The sequence below is a fragment of the Streptomyces sp. NPDC031379 genome (genome assembly GCF_055569615.1).
Genome location: NZ_JBVIIT010000011.1, coordinates 40993 through 61518, shown reverse-complemented (window position 1 = coordinate 61518; position 20526 = coordinate 40993). Strand labels below are relative to the sequence as shown.

General features: G+C 72.7%; 14 protein-coding genes. 2 read left to right on the top strand and 12 right to left on the bottom strand.

Features of this window, described 5'->3' with window-relative positions:
* Positions 1-18: 18 nt before the first annotated feature.
* Entirely contained in the window at positions 19-819 is an 801-nt protein-coding gene (locus ACZ5CW_RS17665; protein ID WP_468602173.1) for a DUF3097 domain-containing protein, read from the top strand.
* Positions 820-892: 73 nt separating this feature from the next.
* Here the strand turns inward: ACZ5CW_RS17665 and hemW are convergent, their stop codons facing one another.
* The 4 genes from hemW to lepA all read right to left on the bottom strand — a co-directional run bounded on the left by hemW (position 893) and on the right by lepA (position 8219).
* On the bottom strand, positions 893-2125 hold the full coding sequence (hemW, locus tag ACZ5CW_RS17660; protein ID WP_468602171.1) for a radical SAM family heme chaperone HemW: 1233 nt from the start codon (positions 2123-2125) through the stop codon (positions 893-895).
* A 27-nt stretch (positions 2126-2152) separates the two neighbouring features.
* A complete protein-coding gene (locus ACZ5CW_RS17655) occupies positions 2153-3973 on the bottom strand; it encodes a SpoIIE family protein phosphatase (RefSeq protein ID WP_468602565.1) in 1821 nt (606 codons plus the stop codon).
* A 205-nt stretch (positions 3974-4178) separates the two neighbouring features.
* On the bottom strand, positions 4179-6086 hold the full coding sequence (locus tag ACZ5CW_RS17650) for an AMP-dependent synthetase/ligase (RefSeq protein ID WP_468602169.1): 1908 nt from the start codon (positions 6084-6086) through the stop codon (positions 4179-4181).
* A 258-nt stretch (positions 6087-6344) separates the two neighbouring features.
* Positions 6345-8219 (bottom strand): translation elongation factor 4, encoded by a 1875-nt coding sequence (lepA, locus tag ACZ5CW_RS17645; protein ID WP_468602167.1) that lies wholly within the window; start codon positions 8217-8219, stop codon positions 6345-6347.
* Positions 8220-8445: 226 nt separating this feature from the next.
* Here lepA and rpsT point away from each other — a divergent pair, with 226 nt between their 5' ends.
* A complete protein-coding gene (rpsT, locus tag ACZ5CW_RS17640) occupies positions 8446-8712 on the top strand; it encodes a 30S ribosomal protein S20 (RefSeq protein ID WP_067006864.1) in 267 nt (88 codons plus the stop codon).
* Between the two features lie 299 nt (positions 8713-9011).
* Here the strand turns inward: rpsT and holA are convergent, their stop codons facing one another.
* From holA to leuS, 8 genes are all read right to left on the bottom strand, one after another.
* Entirely contained in the window at positions 9012-10001 is a 990-nt protein-coding gene (holA, locus tag ACZ5CW_RS17635; protein ID WP_468602164.1) for a DNA polymerase III subunit delta, read from the bottom strand.
* A gap of 87 nt (positions 10002-10088) precedes the next feature.
* On the bottom strand, positions 10089-10334 hold the full coding sequence (locus ACZ5CW_RS17630) for a hypothetical protein (protein ID WP_468602162.1): 246 nt from the start codon (positions 10332-10334) through the stop codon (positions 10089-10091).
* Positions 10335-10509: 175 nt separating this feature from the next.
* Positions 10510-11349: an arylamine N-acetyltransferase family protein gene (locus ACZ5CW_RS17625; protein WP_468602160.1), complete on the bottom strand. Its 840-nt coding sequence runs from the start codon at positions 11347-11349 to the stop codon at positions 10510-10512.
* 79 nt (positions 11350-11428) lie between these two features.
* On the bottom strand, positions 11429-14212 hold the full coding sequence (locus ACZ5CW_RS17620) for a ComEC/Rec2 family competence protein (RefSeq protein WP_468602158.1): 2784 nt from the start codon (positions 14210-14212) through the stop codon (positions 11429-11431).
* On the bottom strand, positions 14209-14982 hold the full coding sequence (locus ACZ5CW_RS17615) for a ComEA family DNA-binding protein (protein WP_468602156.1): 774 nt from the start codon (positions 14980-14982) through the stop codon (positions 14209-14211). Before ACZ5CW_RS17615 ends, ACZ5CW_RS17620 begins: the two co-directional genes overlap by 4 nt.
* A 630-nt stretch (positions 14983-15612) precedes the next feature.
* Positions 15613-16458, bottom strand: a complete 846-nt coding sequence (locus tag ACZ5CW_RS17610; RefSeq protein WP_468602154.1) for a DegV family protein — start codon at positions 16456-16458, stop codon at positions 15613-15615.
* A 74-nt stretch (positions 16459-16532) separates the two neighbouring features.
* A complete protein-coding gene (locus ACZ5CW_RS17605) occupies positions 16533-17276 on the bottom strand; it encodes a hypothetical protein (protein ID WP_468602152.1) in 744 nt (247 codons plus the stop codon).
* Positions 17277-17417: 141 nt separating this feature from the next.
* A complete protein-coding gene (gene leuS, locus ACZ5CW_RS17600; RefSeq protein WP_468602150.1) occupies positions 17418-20300 on the bottom strand; it encodes a leucine--tRNA ligase in 2883 nt (960 codons plus the stop codon).
* Between the last annotated feature and the right edge of the window lie 226 nt (positions 20301-20526).

Here is a 20526-nt window from a genome sequence, read left to right as displayed (position 1 = left end):
TCTCCTATCGTCATCCGAATGCGCCAGTACACCTCCGACCTGACCCCGCCGTGGAAGAAGCCGAAGCCGGTCCCCGAGGTACCGGCCGAGCCGGGGCTCGTGGTGGAGGAGCCGGGCACCGGGTTCTGCGGGGCGGTGATCCGCTGCGAGGCGGGCACGGTGACCCTGGAGGACCGCTTCGGCAAGCACCGGGTGTTCCCGCTGGAGCCGCGCGGCTTCCTGCTCGAGGGCAGGGTGGTCACCCTGGTGAAGCCGGCCTCGGGCCCGGTACGGCCCAGCCGCACGGCCTCCGGCTCCCTCGCCGTCCCCGGCGCACGCGCGCGCGTGGCCCGCGCCGGGCGCATCTACGTCGAGGGCCGGCACGACGCCGAGCTGGTCGAGAAGGTGTGGGGCGACGACCTGCGCATCGAGGGCGTGGTCGTGGAGTACCTGGAGGGCGTGGACGACCTGCCGGCGATCGTGGCGGAGTTCGGGCCGGGTCCGGACGCGCGGCTCGGCGTACTGGTGGACCACCTGGTCCCGGGCACGAAGGAATCGCGGATCGCCGAGTCGGTGACGAGTGAGCACGCGCTCGTCGTCGGCCACCCCTACATCGACATCTGGGAGGCCGTGAAGCCCTCGTCCCTGGGCATTCCCGGCTGGCCCCGGGTGCCACGCGGCCAGGACTGGAAGACGGGGGTGTGCCGGGCGCTGGGCTGGCCGGAGAACACGGGGGCGGCCTGGCAGGGGATCCTGGGCCGGGTGCGGTCGTACAGGGATCTGGAGCCGGAGCTGCTGGGCCGGGTGGAGGAACTGATCGACTTCGTGACCGCCCCCTAGAAGCGGGCGGTCACCCAGCCGCGGGCAGGCGACAGGGGCCCCTGCGCGACACCGGGCGCCTTCGGCGACGGCCCTAGTCCACCAGGTCCCGCACCACCGCGTCCGCCAGCAGCCGCCCGCGCAGCGTCAGCACCGCACGCCCCTCGTCGTACGGGCCGGTCTCCAGGAGGCCTTCGCCCAGCGCCCGCCGGGACGCCGCGAGCCCCTCCTCCTTGAGCAGGGACAGCGGCACCCCCTCCCGCAGCCGCAGCTCCAGCAGGATGCGCTCCACCCTGCGGTCCTCGTCCGGCAGGACCTCACGCCCGGCCCCCGGCGACCGCCCCGACGCCAGCGCCGCCGCGTACGCCCCCGGGTGCTTGACGTTCCACCAGCGCACCCCGCCCACATGGCTGTGCGCGCCCGGTCCGGCGCCCCACCAGTCGGCACCCCGCCAGTACAGCTCGTTGTGCAGGCAGCGGCCCGCCTCCGAGGTGGCCCAGTTGGAGACCTCGTACCAGTCGAAACCCGCCGCGGACAACGTCTCCTCGGCGATCAGGTAGCGATCGGCGTGGGCGTCGTCGTCGGTCATCGGGACCTCGCCCCGGCGGATGCGGCGGGCGAGCTGGGTGCCCTCCTCGACGATCAGGGCGTAGGCGCTGATGTGGTCGGGCCCGGCACCGATGGCCGCGTCCAGGGACGCCCGCCAGTCGTCGTCGCTCTCCCCCGGTGTGCCGTAGATCAGGTCGAGGTTGACGTGCTCGAAGCCCGCCGTCCTCGCCTCCGCCACACACGCCTCGGGGCGGCCCGGGGTGTGCGTGCGGTCCAGGATCCTCAGCACGTGCTGCTTGGCGCTCTGCATGCCGAAGGAGATCCGGTTGAAGCCGCCTTCCCGGAGGGTGGTGAGATACGCCGGGTCCACCGACTCCGGGTTCGCCTCCGTGGTGATCTCCGCGTCCGGTGCCAGGCCGAACTCGTCACGGATCGCGCCCAGCATCCGTACGAGGTCGCCGGCGGCCAGCAGCGTCGGCGTACCGCCCCCGACGAAGACCGTCCGGACCGCGCGCGGGTCGTCGCCGAGCACCTTCCGGGCCAGGCGGACCTCGTCGATCAGCGTGTCCGCGTAGTTGTCCCGGGAGGCGAGCACGCCGCCCGTGCCGCGCAGCTCGGTCGCGGTGTAGGTGTTGAAGTCGCAGTAGCCGCAGCGGGTCGCGCAGTACGGCACGTGCAGGTAGAACCCGAGGGGGCGGTCGGCGGCCCCGGCGAGCGCTGCGGCGGGCAGCGCGCCGTCTGCGGGGACGGGCTCGCCGTCGGGGAGTGCGGAAGGCATGTCCCCCATTGTCCCGTACGCCGACGGTCACTCGGCCTGGAGCACCAGCAGGGCCAGGTCGTCCTCCGGGAGACCGCCGCCGAAGTCGTGCACCAGGCACCGGATCCGTTCGGCGATCAGCTCGGCGCTCAGGCCCGCGCAGCTGGACAGGGCCCGCGCGAGCCCGTCGCCGTCGTCGAACTGGCGGGAGCCGGAGCGGCGCTCGGTCACTCCGTCGGTGACGCACAGCAGGCTGTCGCCGGGCCGCAGGTCGAGGGTCTCGCTGGTGTAGGTCTCGTCCTCGACCACGCCGAGCAGGGTCTGCGGGCGGGCGGCGGTGCGCACGCCGCCGTCGGGGCCGAGGACGAGCGGCAGCGGGTGCCCGGCGGAGGCGAGGGTGCAGCGGACACCGTCGTCGTGCGGGACCAGTTCGCCGTAGAGCAGGGACAGGAAGCGGGTCTGCGGGCCGTCCCCGGACACCACGGGCCGGCCGCCGGCGGCGACCAGGGCGCGCGCGGCGGCGTCGGCCGCCTCCGTCGCGTCGTCCAGGAGGAGCTGGTTGAGGCGGTCGAGGACATCGGCGACGCGGTAGCCCTCCCGGGCGAGGAGCCGCAGCCAGGGGCGGGCCAGGCCGATCACGACCGCCGCCTCGGGGCCCTTGCCCTGGACGTCGCCGACCGCGAAGCACCAGCGGCCGTCGCCGGCCGGGAACAGGTCGTAGAAGTCGCCGCTGGGGCCGCCCTTGTCGCAGGGCTCGTAGACGAGTGCGCTGCTCACCCCGGGGATCTCGGCGACCGCGCCGGGCAGCAGGCCGCGCTGCAGGACGGCGCTGATGGTCGCCTGGCGGGCGTACTGGCGGGCCGCGCCGATGGCGAGGGCGACCCGCCGGCCGAGGTCCTCCACCAGCCCGGTGACCTCGTCGGGGAATCGGGCCGGCCCGCACCGGCCGATGACCAGCGTGCCGAGCGGCCGGCCGCCCGCGATCAGCCGGTACGCCAGCGCCGCGCCGTGGACGCCCTGGGGCCCCAGCGCGTCGCCGGGCCAGGGATACGGCTCCGGACCCGAGCGCAGCCCCTCCCGCGGGCACGGCGGCTCCTTCTGCAGGGCGCACCGCAGTTCCTCGATGCGGGCCTCGCTGGCGTGCCAGACCCGGACCGGGCCGCCGCCCGTGCCGCCGCGCACGGTCGCCTCGTCCTCCAGCCACACCGCGCACCAGTCGGCGAGCCGGGGCACGATCAGCTGGCCGGTGAGGGCGGCGACCAGGTTCTCGTCCAGCTGTCCGGCGAGCAGGTCGGAGGCCTCGGCGAGGAAGGACAGCGCGCCCCGGCCCAGCCAGTCCCGGTCGCCGTCGGCACGGTGCGGCTGCGGGGCGAGGTCCTCGGCGATCTCCAGGCCCGGGACCGGCGCGGGCCCGTCCGCGGCCTCGCTGCCGCCCGGGGGCAGCCGCGCCCACACCGTCTTGGCGCCGGTGCGGTAGGTGACGCCCCAGGACTCCGCGAGGGTGGCGACCAGCCGCAGCCCGCGCCCGTACTCGGCCGCGTCGTACGGCGCCTCGCCGCCGACGGGGTCGCGCGGGGCGCGGGAGGGATGCTGGTCGCACACCTCCACGACGAACGCGCCGGTCTCCTCCAGGCGCCAGTCGACCTCCAGGTCCGTACCGGCGTGCACGACGGCGTTGGTGACCAGTTCGCTGACGACGGCCATGGCGTCGTCGGCGAGCCGGGCGGACACCCTGGGCGCCTCGGCCAGCGCGGCCCGCACCAGCGCGCGGGCCGACCCCGGCGCGAGAGGACTTCCGGGCAGCGTCGCCCGGCCCCGCACCTCACGGTCCGGGGCCTGGGTCTCCCGCTGCGTCGGTATGGCCGCCATGTCCATGCGGCCAGCGTGACAGAAAGGGGGCGCGCATAAGCGTGCAGTCACCGAACCGGCCAGTGATGGACGAGAACTGTGCTACGGGAGTGCTCCCAGTCGGACACTTTCGGGCGGGGCCGGGCCGAAGCCGGCCAAAGGGGTGCGGGGAACCGCGCGGGCGGCCATCGACGCCCCGCGGTCCCCGGCGCCCCGCGTCAGGGAGCTAGGCCTCCCGCGTACCGGAGTACATCTCCTCGATGAGGTCCTTGTACTCGCGCTCCACCACCGGCCGCTTCAGCTTCAGGCTCGGCGTGATCTCTCCGTGCTCCACGTCGAGGTCACGCGGCAGCAGCCGGAACTTCTTGATCGTCTGCCAGCGCTGGAGCCCGGCGTTGAGCTGCCGGACGTACCCGTCGACCAGCTCCACCGTCTGCGGCGCCGCGACGATCTCGGCGTACGACTTGCCGGCCAGGCCGTTCTCCTTCGCCCAGTCCTGGATCGCGAGTTCGTCCAGGGCGATGAGGGCGGTGCAGTAGTTCCGGTCGGCGCCGTGCACGAGGATGTTGGAGACGTACGGGCACACCGCCTTGAACTGTCCCTCGACCTCGGCGGGGGCGACGTACTTGCCGCCGGAGGTCTTGATGAGGTCCTTCTTGCGGTCGGTGATGCGCAGATACCCGTCGGGCGACAGCTCCCCGATGTCGCCGGTGTGGAACCAGCCGTCGGACTCCAGCACCTCGGCGGTCTTCTCGGGCAGCCGGTGGTAGCCCTCCATGATGCCGGGGCCGCGCAGCAGGATCTCGCCGTCGTCGGCGATGCGGACCTCGGTGCCGGGCAGCGGCTTGCCGACCGTGCCGGTGCGGTAGGCCTCGCCGGGGTTGACGAAGGAGGCCGCGGAGGATTCGGTGAGGCCGTAGCCCTCCAGGACGTGGATGCCGGCGCCCGCGAAGAAGTAGCCGATCTCCGGGGAGAGCGCGGAGGCGCCCGAGACGCAGGCACGCAGCCGGCCGCCGAAGGCCTCGCGGAGCTTGGCGTAGACGAGGGTGTCGGCGACCTTGTGCTTGGCGGCCAGTCCGAAGGGCGCCGAGGCGGTGCCGGTGCGCCGGAAGTTGTCCTGGGTGACCTTGGCGTACTCGCGGGCGACCTCGGCGGCCCACTGGAAGATCTTGTACTTCGCGGCGCCGCCCTCACGGGCCTTGGCCGCGACGCCGTTGTAGACCTTCTCGAAGATCCGCGGCACGGCCGCCATGTACGTCGGCTGCACCACCGGAAGGTTCTCGATGATCTTGTCGACGCGTCCGTCGACGGCGGTGACGTGCCCGACCTCGATCTGGCCGGAGGTGAGCACCTTGCCGAAGACGTGGGCGAGCGGCAGCCACAGGTACTGCACGTCCTCGACGGTGACCAGGCCGGTCGCCGCGATCGCCCTCGCCATGTACGCCCAGTTGTCGTGCGGCAGGCGCACGCCCTTGGGCCGGCCGGTGGTGCCGGAGGTGTAGATGAGGGTGGCGAGCTGGTCCCTGGTGATCGCGCCGACCCGCTCCTTGATCAGCTGCGGGTGCTTCTCCAGGTAGGCGGCGCCGCGCTGCTCCAGCTCGGCGAGGGTGGTCACCCACTCGTCCGTCTCGACGCCGGCCGGGTCGATGACGACGACCTTGGTCAGGTCGGGCAGCTCGGCGCGCTTCTCCAGGGCCTTGGCGACCTGGGCCGCGTCCTCGGCGATCAGCACCCGGCTCTCGGAGTCGGAGAGGATGAAGGCCGACTCGTCGGCGTTGGTCTGCGGGTAGATGGTGGTCGTGGCGCCGCCGGCACACATGATGCCGAGGTCGGCAAGGATCCACTCGACGCGGGTCGAGGCGGCGAGCGCCACCCGCTGCTCCGGCTGGACGCCCAGCTCGATGAGCCCGGCCGCGATCGCGTACACCCGGTCGGCCGCCTGCGCCCAGCTGAGCGACTTCCATTCGTCGGGGGCCTGGCCCCCCGTGGGGGTACCGCCCGCGCCTTCGGCGGCGGGGGAGGGCGGCACCGGGTAGCGGTAGGCCTCGGCGTCCGGTGTCGCCGCCACGCGCTCCAGGAAGAGGGCCGCCACGGACGGCGGACGGTTCTCGATCAAGGTCTGTGTGTCGCTCACGACATCCTCCGGGGCCCGCGACAGTGCGGCTGACTCGGTGCGGCTGGGTTAACTCACGGTGGGGATTCAGCTGTTGTTTAACTCGCGAGTAACTATCGAGCAGGGTTCAGAGTAAGGGGCGACCGGCCGCTGCGTAAGGGGCTGCGGCCTGTCACTTTCCACGCAGAGCGACGCTACGCACGCGTAGGGCCCGCCGCACTTTCGCACGACGGGCCCCGGTCTGCCCGATTTGCGGGCGTCACCCTTTGTTACCAGCGGTTACTTCTTGCCCTTGCCCGATCCCGCGCTGTCATCGCTGGACAGGACGGCGATGAAGGCCTCCTGCGGAACCTCCACGGAACCCACCATCTTCATCCGCTTCTTGCCTTCCTTCTGCTTCTCCAGCAGCTTGCGCTTACGCGAGATGTCACCGCCGTAGCACTTGGCGAGGACGTCCTTGCGAATGGCGCGGATGGTCTCACGGGCGATGACCCGCGAACCGATGGCGGCCTGGATGGGCACCTCGAAGGCCTGCCGCGGGATGAGTTCGCGCAGCTTGGCGACGAGCCGCACGCCGTAGGCGTAGGCCGCGTCCTTGTGGGTGATCGCCGAGAAGGCGTCCACCTTGTCGCCGTGCAGCAGGATGTCGACCTTGACCAGGCTCGACGTCTGCTCGCCGGTGGGCTCGTAGTCGAGGGAGGCGTAGCCGCGGGTCTTGGACTTCAGCTGGTCGAAGAAGTCGAAGACGATCTCCGCGAGCGGGAGGGTGTAGCGGATCTCGACCCGGTCCTCGGAGAGGTAGTCCATGCCGAGCAGGGTGCCGCGCCTGGTCTGGCACAGCTCCATGATCGAGCCGATGAACTCGGTCGGCGCCAGGATGGTGGCGCGCACGACCGGCTCGTACACCTCGTTGATCTTGCCCTCGGGGAACTCGCTGGGGTTGGTGACCGTGTGCTCGGTCCCGTCCTCCATGACCACGCGGTAGACCACGTTCGGCGCCGTGGCGATCAGGTCGAGGCCGAACTCGCGCTCCAGCCGCTCCCGGATCACGTCCAGGTGCAGCAGACCGAGGAAGCCTACGCGGAAACCGAAGCCGAGGGCGGCGGAGGTCTCCGGCTCGTAGACCAGGGCGGCGTCGTTGAGCTGGAGCTTGTCGAGGGCCTCGCGCAGCTCCGGGTAGTCGGAGCCGTCCAGCGGATACAGACCCGAGAAGACCATCGGCTTCGGGTCCTTGTAGCCGCCGAGCGCCTCGGTCGCGCCCTTGCTCTGACTGGTGACGGTGTCACCGACCTTGGACTGGCGGACGTCCTTCACACCGGTGATCAGGTAGCCCACCTCGCCGACGCCGAGGCCGTCGGCCGCGAGCATCTCGGGCGAGTTGACGCCGATCTCCAGCAGCTCGTGGGTGGCGCCGGTCGACATCATCTTGATGCGCTCGCGCTTGTTGAGCTGGCCGTCGATGACACGGACGTACGTCACCACACCGCGGTAGGAGTCGTAGACCGAGTCGAAGATCATCGCGCGGGCGGGCGCGTCGGCGACCCCGACCGGCGCCGGGATCTCCTTGACGACCTTGTTCAGCAGCGCGTCCACGCCGAGACCGGTCTTGGCGGAGACCTTGAGCACGTCCTCCGGGTCGCAGCCGACCAGGTTCGCCAGCTCCTCGGCGAACTTCTCCGGCTGCGCGGCCGGCAGGTCGATCTTGTTCAGCACCGGGATGATCGTGAGGTCGTTCTCCATCGCCAGGTACAGGTTGGCGAGGGTCTGCGCCTCGATGCCCTGAGCGGCGTCGACGAGGAGGATGGTCCCCTCGCAGGCGGCCAGCGACCGCGAGACCTCGTAGGTGAAGTCGACGTGCCCCGGGGTGTCGATCATGTTGAGGATGTGGGTCGTGCCCTGGTCGGGGCCCTCGGACGGGGCCCAGGGCAGACGCACCGCCTGGGACTTGATCGTGATGCCGCGCTCGCGCTCGATGTCCATCCGGTCGAGGTACTGAGCACGCATCTGCCGCTGCTCGACCACACCGGTCAGCTGGAGCATCCGGTCGGCGAGCGTGGACTTGCCGTGGTCGATGTGCGCGATGATGCAGAAGTTGCGGATCAGCGCCGGGTCGGTACGGCTCGGCTCGGGCACATGGTTAGGGGTCGCGGGCACGCAGGGTCCTGTCTCTTGAGGCGCCTTATGCCTCGGGTCGGATCGATACGTAGTCTCCATGGTCCCACGGCCGGGGACCGGAAGCCGTTTTGGGCCGTCCGGAGGGCCACTGGTACTGTAGATGGCTGTGCCTCATGCCCTCTCAGCACGAGGCGCGACAGAAAATTTTTGGATCACCGGTACGGGACCCGAGCGGCCCCGCGCCTGAACCTGAAAAGGCTCCTTCGTGGCGAACATCAAGTCCCAGATCAAGCGGATCAAGACCAACGAGAAGGCTCGGCTGCGCAACAAGGCCGTCAAGTCCTCCCTGAAGACCGCGATCCGCAAGGCCCGTGAGGCCGCTGCCGCGGGTGACGTCGAGAAGGCCACCGAGCTGCAGCGCGCTGCCGCGCGTGCGCTCGACAAGGCCGTCTCGAAGGGCGTCATCCACAAGAACCAGGCCGCCAACAAGAAGTCGGCGCTTGCTTCCAAGGTCACGTCCCTCAAGGGCTGAGAATCCCTTTTGATCTGACCGCCGGAAGGACCCAGAGCGGGCCCTCTCTCATCCGCTCCCGACCGGCACCCCGTGATCCGCGCGCGGCCTGCGTTCGCCACGCGGGCGCGGATCCAACAGCTTGATCCGAAGGCCCCGGTGCCCTCCCTTCCCCAGGGCGGGTGACGGGGCCTTCGGCATGCACCGGACCACATGCACCGGACCAAGGCCCCGGAAGTCGTCCCCCTCGTCGAGGTCCGCGACGGCCTCGGGTCCGCGACGGCCTCGTCGAGGTCCGCGACGGCCGCCGGGCGACCGGATCAGCCGCGGCCTCTGGACCGCGCGGCCCGGGCGATCGTCACGACCGCCTTCTCCAGGGCGTACCCGGGGTCGTCACCGCCGCCCTTCACGCCCGCGTCGGCCTCGGCGACCGCGCGCATCGCCATCGCCACGCCGTCGGGCGTCCAGCCCCGCATCTGCTGCCGCACCCGGTCGATCTTCCACGGCGGCATGCCCAGCTCCCGCGCCAGATCGGCCGGGCGCCCCCCGCGCGCGGAGGACAGCTTCCCGATCGCCCGCACACCCTGCGCGAGCGCACTGGTGATCATCACCGGTGCCACCCCCGTCGCCAGCGACCACCTGAGCGCCTCCAGGGCCTCCGCCGTACGCCCCTCCACCGCCCGGTCGGCGACCGTGAAGCTGGAGGCCTCGGCCCGGCCGGTGTAGTACCGCCCGACGACCGCCTCGTCGACCGTCCCCTCCACGTCGGCGACCAGCTGCGAGGCCGCCGAGGCCAGCTCCCGCAGGTCACTGCCGATCGCGTCGCAGAGCGCCTGGCACGCCTCGGGCGTGGCCGACCGCCCGAGCGAGCGGAACTCCCCCCGCACGAAGGCCAGCCGGTCCGCCGGCTTGGTCATCTTCGGGCAGGCCACCTCCCGCGCCCCCGCCTTGCGCGCGGCGTCCAGCAGCCCCTTGCCCTTGGCGCCGCCGGCATGCAGCAGCACGAGCGTGATCTCCTCGGCGGGCGCTCCGAGGTACGCCTTCACGTCCTTGACCGTGTCGGCGGACAGGTCCTGCGCGTTGCGTACGACCACCACCTTGCGCTCGGCGAAGAGCGAGGGACTGGTCAGCTCGGCGAGCGTGCCGGGCTGCAACTGGTCCGCGGTGAGGTCCCGTACGTCCGTGTCGGCGTCGGCGGCCTTGGCGGCGGCCACCACCTCCCGCACGGCACGGTCGAGCAGGAGGTCCTCCTGGCCCACGGCAAGGGTCACCGGGGCGAGAGGGTCGTCATTCGCAGTCTTCCTGGCCATCGCGTACAGCATCCCACGCGGTACCGACAACGAAGCGGCCCGCGCACCCCGGCCGGTCCCCGACCGTGCCCGGAGTGCATCTCAGGGTCAGGGCTCCTCGCGCCAGCCGTCCCACTCCCCCGCGAACGCGTCCAGCTGCGCCGGGTCCAGCCGCTCCTTCTCGTCGCGCAGGACCACCAGCCACTGGGCGTCCTCGGCGTCGTCCTCACCGGCCAGCGCGTCCCGCACGAGCCGGGGCTCCTCGTCGGTCCCGAAGCGCTCCCCGAGCACCTCGGCCGCCTCCTCGGCGGCCTCGCGGTCGGGCAGCACCAGCACATGTCTCACATCGCTCACGAGCCCATTCTCCGGCACCGGCCGGAGGCCGGGCGGCGAGGTCGGCCGGCGGGGTCGGCCGGCGGGGGACCCGACGCCGAGCCCTCGGCCGACACCGCGAACCGGTACTCCCCCGCCGGCACCGTCGTCAGGAACGACCCGTGGGGGTCCGTACCGTGCGCCGGAACTGAGCGAATCAGTAAGTATCGTTCCGATTTCGCACAGTCGGCACCTGGTCCAGCTCGATCCCGAACCGCTCCCCGTACACCGCCAGCACCTCCTCGTCCGTCTCCAACTCCCGCTTCTCGCGCGCGCCGTCGGGGGCCGTCGTCGTCAGCGTGCGCCCGCCGAGCGTGATCCTCCCTCCGTCCTCGGTGATCCGCGAGCAGACCAGCGAGCGGGTGAAGTGCGACGACGGAGAGGTGCTGTGCCACCAGGCCCCGGAGGCGAAGTCCCCGAGCGCCCGGGGCCGCGTCTCCAGCCGGTACTGCGGTCTGCCGTCCCGCAGGACGTCCAGGTCCCCGGCGCCCGCCCCGTCGCCCCCGCCCCTCACTCCCGCCGCGTCGGGCCCGGCCTCCACCAGGCGGAACCTGCCACCCGGGTCGTCCTGCTCCCCGCGCTCCGCGAACACCAGCGGATAGTGGCTGTGCGCCCCGAACCCGACATCGGCGAGCCAGGTGTCCCCCTCCGCCGTCCGCACCCGCAGCGCGAGATGGTCGTAGGGGATCCCGGGCCGCCCCCCGTCGTCGTACACGCGAGCCGCGAGCAGTTCCACCTCGTAGCCGAGAGCGGCGAGCAACGCGGCGAACGCGCCGTTGAGTTCGTAGCAGAAGCCGCCCCTCCGGCTCCCCGTCACCTTGTCCAGCAGCCGCTTCTCCTCCAGCACGATCTCCTCGCCGAGGTGGACGGAGAGGTTCTCGAAGGGAACGGTCCGCAGATGGCGCAGGTGCAGCTCGCGCAGGGCCTCGCTGGTGGGCCGGTGCGGGCGCGCCGCCCCGAGCCGGGAGAGATAGGCATCGACCAGTGCTGTATTCATGGCTCCAGTCTGAGCGAGCGACCGCCCGGGACGCCGCGAGGGGGCTCGCCCTGCACGGCGGCGGCTCGCGCACCCTCGCTCACTCTCTCGTCACCCGCACCTCCCCGCCCGCCCCTCCGGTGCCCCCGACCGCGAGCGCTCCGTCCCGGTCGGTGCGCAGCACCACCGCGCCACCGGCCCGCAGCGCGGCCACGGTCGACGGTGCCGGGTGACCGTACGGGTTGCCGGCGCCGGCGCTGACGAGGGCCACCCGGGGAGCGGTGAGCCGTATCAGCTCCGGGTCCTGGTAGGCCGAGCCGTGGTGGGCCACTTTCAGGACGTCCACACCGGCCAGCCCGGACGCCGCCGGAGATCTCAGCAACGCCTGCTGAGCCGGTGGTTCGAGGTCGCCGAGCAGCAGCATCCGCAATCCGCCCGTGCGGACCAGCAGCGCGACACTGGCGTCGTTCGGCCCGTCCGGCTCCGGCAGGGCGCCCGGCCATGGCGGGGGTGCCTGGGCGCCCGGGAGCGGCCGCCCGCTCGGCGGGGGCCACAGGACCCGCCAGGCCAGCGGTCCGGTGCGCCGCTCCTCCCCCGCGACGGCCCGCCTGAGCGGGATGTGCCGTTCGGCCGCCTCCTTTCTGACGAACGCGGCCTGTTCGGCGGGTTCCTCGAAGCCCGTCGTCTCGATCTCGGCCACCGAGCGGCCCCGCAGAACACCGGGCAGGCCCGCCACATGGTCGGCGTGGAAGTGGGTGAGGACGAGGAGGGGGATACGCGTGACACCCAGCCGCCGCAGGCAGTGGTCGACCGGCGCCGGATCGGGCCCGGCGTCCACGACCACCGCGGCTCCCTCCCCGGCCGCCAGCACGGTCGCGTCGCCCTGCCCGACGTCGCACATCGCGAACCGCCAGCCCGGTGGCGGCCATCCCGTGATCACCCGGGTCAGGGGCGCCGGCCGGACGACCACCAGCAGGAGCAGCGCCCCGAGCAGTCCGCACCACCACCGGTGCCGCAGCAGCCTCCGTCCGGCCAGGACGACGGCCACCGTGAGCACCGCGAGCGACAGCGCTCCCGCCCAGTTCCCCGGCCAGTCCACCCCCGCGCCGGGCAGCGCCGCCCCGGTCCGGGCGACCCCGGCGATCCACCCCGCCGGCCAACTCGCGCACCAGGCCAGCGCCTCGGCCACCGGCATCGCCAGCGGGGCCGTCGCGAGCGCCGCGAACCCCAGTACCGTGGCCGGCGCCACCGCCGCCTCGGCCAGCAGGTTGCACGGCACCGCCACCAGGCTCACCCGGGCCGACAGCACCGCCACCACCGGCGCGCACACGGCCTGCGCCGCGGCGGCCGCTCCCAGTGCCTCGGCGAGCCGCGGGGGCACCCGGCGCCGCCGCAGCGCCTCGCTCCAGCCGGGTGCGAGGACGAGGAGGGCGCCGGTGGCCAGCACGGACAGCAGGAAGCCGTAACCGCGGGCCAGCCACGGGTCGTACAGCACCAGCAGCAGTACGGCCGTGGCCAGGGCGGGGACCAGGGATCTGCGGCGCCCGGTGGCCAGGGCGAGCAGGGCGACCGCACCGCAGGCGGCGGCCCGCAGCACGCTGGGGTCGGGTCGGCACACCACCACGAATCCCAGCGTCAGCGCGGCCGCGGACAGCGCGGTCGCCCGCAGCGAGAGCCCGAGGCGTGGGGCGAGGCCGCGACGCTCGGCCCGCTGGGCCAGGCCGGGTGGCCCGATGAGCAGGGCGAGCAGGACGGTGAGGTTGCTGCCGGAGACGGCGAGCGTGTGCGCCAGGTCCGTCTCCTTGAATGCCTCGTCAAGCTCGGGCGTGATCCGGGAGGTGTCCCCGACGACCAGTCCCGGAAGCAGCGCCCGCGCGTCCCCCCGCAGAGCGTCCGTCGCCTCTCGCAGCCCTGCTCTGAGCCGCCCCGCCAGCCGTTGAGCGCCGCTCGGCCCCGACACGATCCGCGGCCCCGGCCGGCCGCGCACCCGCAGCACCGCCACGGTACGGTCACCGCCGGTCAGAGCCGGCGCCAGCCGCCCGCCCACCAGCATCCGCGTTGACGGCAGCAGCCCGAGCCAGGCACCGCGCCCGCCCGGCGCCCCACGGGCGGCACCCGCCGGGACTTCCTCCAAGTCCCCGCTCGGCGTCCCATGCCCGCCCGGCGCTCCACGGACGCCCGTGACCGGCGGCTCCACGGCACTCCCGTTCCGCACGGCACTCCCCTTCGGCGCCGGCACGTCCGCGTCGACGACCAGCAACACGGGGGTGCGCGTCCGCACACTCGTACCGTCGCTCTTCTCGACCCGCCGTACCTCCGCTCTGGCCAGCACCGCCACGGGCGCCGTGTGATCCCCGCGCACCCGTGGCCGGCTCAGCCAGGGGTCGCCGCTCAGCTCGACCTCGGCGGTCACGGTCGCGAACCGCCGGGCCAGTTCGGGCACCGGACCGCGCCGCACGTCCGCGCCGTGCAGCCCGGCGGAGGCGGCGGCCGCGGCGACGCAGAGCAGTACCGCGGCGACCGACGCGCGAGCCCATGCGAACCGGCCGTGGCCGATCTCCGGCCCCGCGGTCCGCGAGCGGCGTCCGCCCCCTCGCGGAACCGGCCCCACCCGCTCGGCCTGCCTCGCCCGTCCGCCCCGCGCCGCCCGTACAGCCCCTCCCGACCGCCCCGCCGCCAGCAGGAAGACCCCACTGATCGAGCAGACGACCGCGATCCCGGCGGTCCAGCGCGCCGGGGCGTCCAGCGTCAGGGCCGCCGTAGCCCAGGCCGCGAGGGCGGGCGGCACCAGGCGCAGGTCCATGGGGCCGGGCCGGTCGGCCTGCCCGACCCCGCGCTCACGCGGCCCCGAGTCGGGGGCGACATCGTCGAGCACACGGCTCATGGCCGTACCAGGTCACGAAGATCGGTGAAACGGCGGTCGCCGATGCCGTTCACCTCGCGCAGCTCGTCCACCGAGCGGAACCCGCCCTGCCGGGTGCGGTAGTCGATGATGTGCTGGGCCAGTACCGGGCCGACTCCGGGCAGGGTGTCGAGCTGTTCAGCGGTGGCCGTGTTGAGGGAGACCGGGGCCGTGGGGCCCGGGCCGGCCGGTCCGGAGACCGCACCGCCCACCGGGCCGGGCGCAGCCGGCGCCCCCGCGGACGCGCCGACGACGACCTGTTCGCCGTCGACCAGGAAGCGGGCCCGGTTGAGGCCCTCGGTGCGCACGCCCGGACGGACGCCGCCCGCCGCCCGCAGCGCGTCCGCCACCCGGGAACCGGCCGGCAGCCGCAGGATGCCCGGTTTCCGGACCTTGCCGCCGATGTCCACGACGATCTCCCCGCTCGGAGCCGCCGAGCCGCCCACGGCTGCGACGCGCGTCGCGTCTTCGTGCCGCTGGGTGGAGGACGCCTCGGCACGCACCACTCGAGGGGCGCTCACGGACTGGGTGCGGCCCGTCCAGAAGTGCTGTACGGCGAACACGGCGGCGGCCACGAGCACCACGGCGAGCGCCACGACTCCCCGCCGCTGCAGCCCGCACCGCGCCTGCAACCACACCGGCAGCCGCTCGCGCAGTGCCAGCCCGGCCCGCTCCCGCCAGTCCGGCGCAACGGGCGCATTCGGTTCCGGCCAGGCCGCGTGCCCGGCCGGTTCGGGCTCCGGCGTCAGCACCGGTCCTGCCGCAGCCGGAGCTGTGGTCGCGACCGCGGTCCGCGCCGGACTCGGACCGGGCGCCGTACCCGCAACCGTCGCCGCCGCTGCCGTGCGCGCGGGCGTGTCCCCGCCCGGCGCCCCGTCCCCGTCCCCGTCCGGCGGTCCGTTCCCCGACTCCCGTCGGCGTACGGCGCGTTCACCGAAGAGAAGTTCCGCCCGGCGGCGCAGTTCCTCTGCCGGTGCGGGCGGGCGATGACGGGCGCGGCGGTGCTCGGTGTCCCGGCGGTGGTCCGTGCGGCCGTGGTCCGTGCCGTGTCGTTGGTCCGTGCCGTGTCGTTGGTCCGTGCCGTGTCGTTGGTCCGTGCCCCGGCGGTGGTCCGGGCCGCGGCGGTGGTCCGGGCCGCGGCGGTGGTCCGGGCCGCGGCGATTGCGGATGCGGCCGTCGGAGGCGGGACCGCGGCCGGGGCCGCTGGTCGCAGTGGCTGTGCGTGAACGTGATCGAAGTGCCATGCGACGAGGATGGAGCATCCCGCCGAATCACGATGATCTTGGTCAATTCCCGGGGAAAACAGCCCGGTTGTGGAAAACTCCGCCACTCGCACGAGTGAAACCGGACGAAAGAATCCGGGCGAAGGAATCCGGCTGTCGTCAGCGGGGCGAGACGACCGCTCCCAGCAGCCCGGGCCCCGTGTGCGCCCCGATCACCGCTCCGACCTCGCTGACATGAAGGTCGGCCAGGCCCGGCACCCGTACCCGCAGCCGGTCGGCGAGGGCGGCGGCTCGGTCGGGCGCGGCGAGGTGGTGGACGGCGATGTCGACCTCCGCGCCGCCCGCCCGCTCGGCGGCGATCTCCTCCAGCCGGGCGATCGCCCTGGACGCCGTACGGACCTTCTCGAGCAGTTCGATGCGGCCGCCGTCCAGCTGGAGCAGGGGCTTGACGGCGAGTGCGGAGCCGAGGAGAGCCTGCGCGGCCCCGATGCGGCCGCCGCGGCGCAGATAGTCGAGGGTGTCGACGTAGAAATAGGCGGATGTGCCCGCCGCGCGCTTCTCGGCGGCCGTGACGGCCTCGTCCGCCGTACCGCCGGCCTCCGCCGCCTCGGCCGCGGCGAGCGCGCAGAAGCCGAGGGCCATCGCGACCATCCCGGTGTCCACCACCCGCACGGGCACCGGTGCCTCGCGCGCCGCGAGGACCGCCGCGTCGTAGGTGCCGGACAGCTCGGCGGACAGGTGCAGGGAGACGATGCCGGTCGCGCCGGACTCGGCGACCCTGCGGTAGGTCTTCGCGAAGTCCTCGGGGCTGGGGCGGGAGGTGGTGACGGACCGCCGCTTCTGGAGCGCCTGGGCCAGGGAACGCGTCGAGATCTCGGTGCCCTCTTCGAGCGCCTGGTCGCCGAGGACCACGGTCAGGGGCACCGCTGTGATGCCGTGACGCTCCATCGTCCGCGGCGGCAGGTAGGCCGTTGAATCGGTGACGATCGCGACATGGCGGGACATGAGCTGGAGGTTACCTGCCGTAGTGCTCGCGTGGCAGCCCGGCCCCTGTCGTGCGGTGCCGGAGGGGCCCTGCGTCAGGTGGTGCTCTCGGGGCGGGGCTTCTTCTGCCAGGGATACGCGGGGCGCGGCGGCGGTGAGGGGATCGCCTGGGGAGCCGGTTCCTCGGCGGCGCGGGAACCGGGTTTCTGCTGCCGCGTCTTGCGCACTGTGGGGTCGTCGGCGGCGGGAGGAGCGTCGGCGGCCGGCCACTGCGGGGGCGTCTGGGTGCGCTCGGTCCGGGTCCAGTGGCGCAGGGCGTCCGCCTCGATGTCGATCTGGGCACTGAGCGAACCCAGGTCGTCGTCGGCGAAGCGGCGCGCCCGGTCGCGGGCGGCCCAGCGCAGCGAGTCGGCCGAGTCGGTGATGCGCTCGGTGCGGCTGCGCAGCTCGGGCAGGCGCGCGGTGAGCGCGGCCCGGTCCGGCTCGGACTCCAGACGCTTGAGGTCCGCGTCCAGCTCGTGGCCGTGTGCGCTGAGCCGCTCGAAGAGGGCGAGGGACTCCTTGAGGGACTCGTCCTCGGCCACGCCCGCGTGCAGCGCGTCCTGCGTGGCGCGCATGGAGGTACGCAGCGTGAGCCGCAGTTGGGCGATCTCGCCGGCCGGGCCGATCTGGGCGAAGGACTTCGCGCGCAGGGTGTGGTCCTCGACCGTGCGGCGGGCCTGGGCGATCGTCCGGTCCACCCCGCGCTTGGCGGCGCCGACCGCCTTGACCGTGGCGTAGGCGCCCAGGCCGATGAAGAACAGGAAGAGCAGGGCGAACACGGCGATCACTGCTTCCACGACGCTCCTCCTCCGATCGGCACGGCACGAGCCGCTGTGCTCTCCACGGTAAACGCAACGGGCAGGCCCGAAGTTCCGGACGAACCCCGAACCTGCCCGTAGGGGACTACCCCGACGCCGGTTGCACCCGGCGGGCGATGGTCACGCCGGGACGATGTTCACCAGCTTCGGCGCCCGCACGATCACCTTGCGGATGCCCGCGCCGTCCAGCGCCGCGACGACCTTCTCGTCGGTCAGCGCCACCTTCTCCAGCTCCTCCTCGGAGATGGTCGGCGGCACCTCCAGGCGGGCCTTGACCTTGCCCTTGATCTGCACGACGCAGGTCACGGTCTCGTCCACCACGTACCGCGGGTCGGCGACCGGGAGGTCCTGGTGGACGACCGAGTCGGTGTGGCCCAGCTTGCGCCACAGCTCCTCGGCGATGTGCGGGGCCAGCGGCGCGATCATCAGCACCAGGGGCTCGGCGACGGACCGCGGCACCGCGCCGCCGGCCTTGGTCAGGTGGTTGTTCAGCTCGGTGACCTTGGCGATGGCGGTGTTGAAGCGCAGGCCCTCCAGGTCCTGGCGGACCCCGTCGATGGCCTTGTGCAGGGCGCGCAGGGTCTCCTCGTCGGACGCGGCGTCGGTGACGGTGACCTCGCCGGTGTTCTCGTCGACGATGTTGCGCCACAGCCGCTGCAGCAGCCGGAACTGGCCGACCACCGCGCGCGTGTCCCACGGCCGGGAGACGTCCAGCGGGCCCATGGCCATCTCGTACAGGCGCAGCGTGTCGGCACCGTACTCGGCTGCGATCTCGTCCGGGGTGACCGCGTTCTTCAGGGACTTGCCCATCTTGCCCAGCAGGCGGCTGACCTTCTCGCCCTGGTGGTAGTAGGCGCCGTCGCGCTCCTCCACCTCGGCGGCCGGCACCGCGATACCGCGGCTGTCGCGGTAGACGTAGGCCTGGATCATGCCCTGGTTGAACAGCTTGTGGAACGGCTCCGGGGAGGAGACGTGACCCAGGTCGTACAGGACCTTGGACCAGAAGCGCGCGTACAGCAGGTGCAGGACGGCGTGCTCGGCGCCGCCGACGTACAGGTCGACACCGCCGTGCGGCTGGCCCTCGCGCGGACCCATCCAGTACTGCTCGATCTCGGGGTCGACCAGCTTCCGCTCGTTGTGCGGGTCCAGGTAGCGGAACTCGTACCAGCAGGAACCGGCCCAGTTGGGCATGGTGTTGGTCTCGCGGCGGTACTTCTTCGGCCCGTCGCCCAGGTCCAGGGTGACGTTGACCCACTCCTCGTTGCGCGACAGCGGCGTCTCGGGCTGGGTGTCGGCGTCGTCCGGGTCGAAGGTGCGCGGGCTGTAGTCCTCGACCTCCGGCAGCTCCAGCGGCAGCATCGACTCGGGCAGCGCGTGGGCGACACCGTCCTCGTCGTAGACGATCGGGAAGGGCTCGCCCCAGTAGCGCTGGCGGCTGAACAGCCAGTCACGCAGGCGGAAGTTGACGGTGCCCTCGCCGATGCCCTTGGCCTGCAGCCACTCGGTGATGCGGGTCTTGGCGTCGGTGACGCCCAGGCCGTCCAGCGAGATCTCGTCGTTCGAGGAGTTGATGATCTTCGCGTCGTACGACCCGAAGGCGTTCTCCCACGTCGAGGTGTCGGTGCCACGGCCGTCGGTCGGCTCGACGACGCAGTGGATCGGCAGCTCGAAGGCGCGGGCGAACTCGAAGTCGCGCTGGTCGCCCGCGGGGACGGCCATGATCGCGCCGGTGCCGTAGCCCATCAGGACGTAGTCGGCGATGAAGACCGGGACCTGCTCGCCGTTGACCGGGTTGGTCGCGTACGCGCCGATGAAGACGCCGGTCTTGTCCTTGGCCTCGGCCTGCCGCTCGACGTCGGACTTGGAGGCGGCCTGCGCGCGGTAGGCGGAGACGGCCTCGGCCGGGGTCGCGTGGCCGCCGGTCCACACCTCGTGCGTGCCCTCGGGCCACGCCCCGGGGGTGAACTTCTCGACCAGCGGGTGCTCGGGGGCCAGCACCATGTAGGTCGCGCCGAACAGGGTGTCGGGGCGGGTGGTGAAGACCGTGATGCGCTCGCCGTCGATCGGGAAGTCGACGCGGGCGCCCTCGCTGCGGCCGATCCAGTTGCGCTGCTGCAGCTTGATGGCCTCGGGCCAGTCCAGCTCCTCCAGGTCCTCCAGCAGCCGGTCGGCGTAGGCGGTGATGCGCATGTTCCACTGGCGCAGCTTGGCCTTGAAGACGGGGTAGTTGCCGCGCTCGGAGCGACCGTCGGCGGTGACCTCCTCGTTGGCCAGGACGGTACCCAGGCCGGGGCACCAGTTGACCGGCGCGTCGGAGGCGTAGGCCAGGCGGTACTCGCCCAGGACCTCGGCGCGCTCGGTAGCGCTCAGCTCGCCCCACGCGCGCGTGGTGCCCGGGACCGCACGCTCAGCGGACTCGAACTGCGCGATCAGCTCGGCGATCGGGCGGGCTCTCCCCGCCTCCTCGTCGTACCAGGAGTTGAAGATCTGCAGGAAGATCCACTGGGTCCACTTGTAGTAGTCCGGGTCGATCGTGGCGAAGGACCGGCGCTTGTCGTGGCCCAGGCCCAGCCGGCGCAGCTGGGCCTTCATGTTCTCGATGTTGGCCTCGGTGGACACGCGCGGGTGCGTGCCGGTCTGCACGGCGTACTGCTCGGCGGGCAGGCCGAAGGCGTCGAAGCCCAGGGTGTGCAGGACGTTGTGGCCGGTCATGCGCTGGAACCGGGCGTAGACGTCGGTGGCGATGTAGCCCAGCGGGTGGCCGACGTGCAGGCCCGCACCCGAGGGGTACGGGAACATGTCCATGATGAACTTCTTGGGCTTCGCGACCAGCTCGGGGTCGCCGGCCAGGTCGCCCTTGGGGTTCGGCGCCGCGTAGGTGCCGTCGGCGTCCCAGAAGTCCTGCCAGCGTGCCTCGATCTCGGCTGCCATGGCGGCCGTGTAGCGGTGCGGCGCTGCCTCCGCCGACGTTGCGGCGGCGGCAGCGGGGTTCGTCTCGCTCATGATCCTCAAAGCTCCATCGATCGTCTCTGCCTGCGGAAACGAAAAATCCCCTCACACAGGAGGGGACGCCGCGCCGATGCCGACCTCGCGGCTGTGCCGGGAGTCGGTACTGATCAGCGCGGCCCGCTAAGCAGAAGGCGTACGGCACGCATGGCGCTAGGGTACCGCAGGCCTTGAGCAAGCCGCGACGCGCTTCCGTATGAGTGGTGGACATGCCAGGAGGCCC

What these genes read in the sequence shown, in the direction of transcription:
- ACZ5CW_RS17625 (WP_468602160.1), bottom strand. Translation starts at nt 11,349, where the DNA reads ATGAATACAGCACTGGTCGATGCCTATCTCTCCCGGCTCGGGGCGGCG.
- leuS (WP_468602150.1), bottom strand. Translation starts at nt 20,300, where the DNA reads ATGAGCGAGACGAACCCCGCTGCCGCCGCCGCAACGTCGGCGGAGGCA.
- ACZ5CW_RS17655 (WP_468602565.1), bottom strand. Translation starts at nt 3,973, where the DNA reads ATGGCGGCCATACCGACGCAGCGGGAGACCCAGGCCCCGGACCGTGAG.
- ACZ5CW_RS17610 (WP_468602154.1), bottom strand. Translation starts at nt 16,458, where the DNA reads ATGTCCCGCCATGTCGCGATCGTCACCGATTCAACGGCCTACCTGCCG.
- ACZ5CW_RS17620 (WP_468602158.1), bottom strand. Translation starts at nt 14,212, where the DNA reads ATGAGCCGTGTGCTCGACGATGTCGCCCCCGACTCGGGGCCGCGTGAG.
- hemW (WP_468602171.1), bottom strand. Translation starts at nt 2,125, where the DNA reads ATGCCTTCCGCACTCCCCGACGGCGAGCCCGTCCCCGCAGACGGCGCG.
- holA (WP_468602164.1), bottom strand. Translation starts at nt 10,001, where the DNA reads ATGGCCAGGAAGACTGCGAATGACGACCCTCTCGCCCCGGTGACCCTT.
- ACZ5CW_RS17665 (WP_468602173.1), top strand. Translation starts at nt 19, where the DNA reads ATGCGCCAGTACACCTCCGACCTGACCCCGCCGTGGAAGAAGCCGAAG.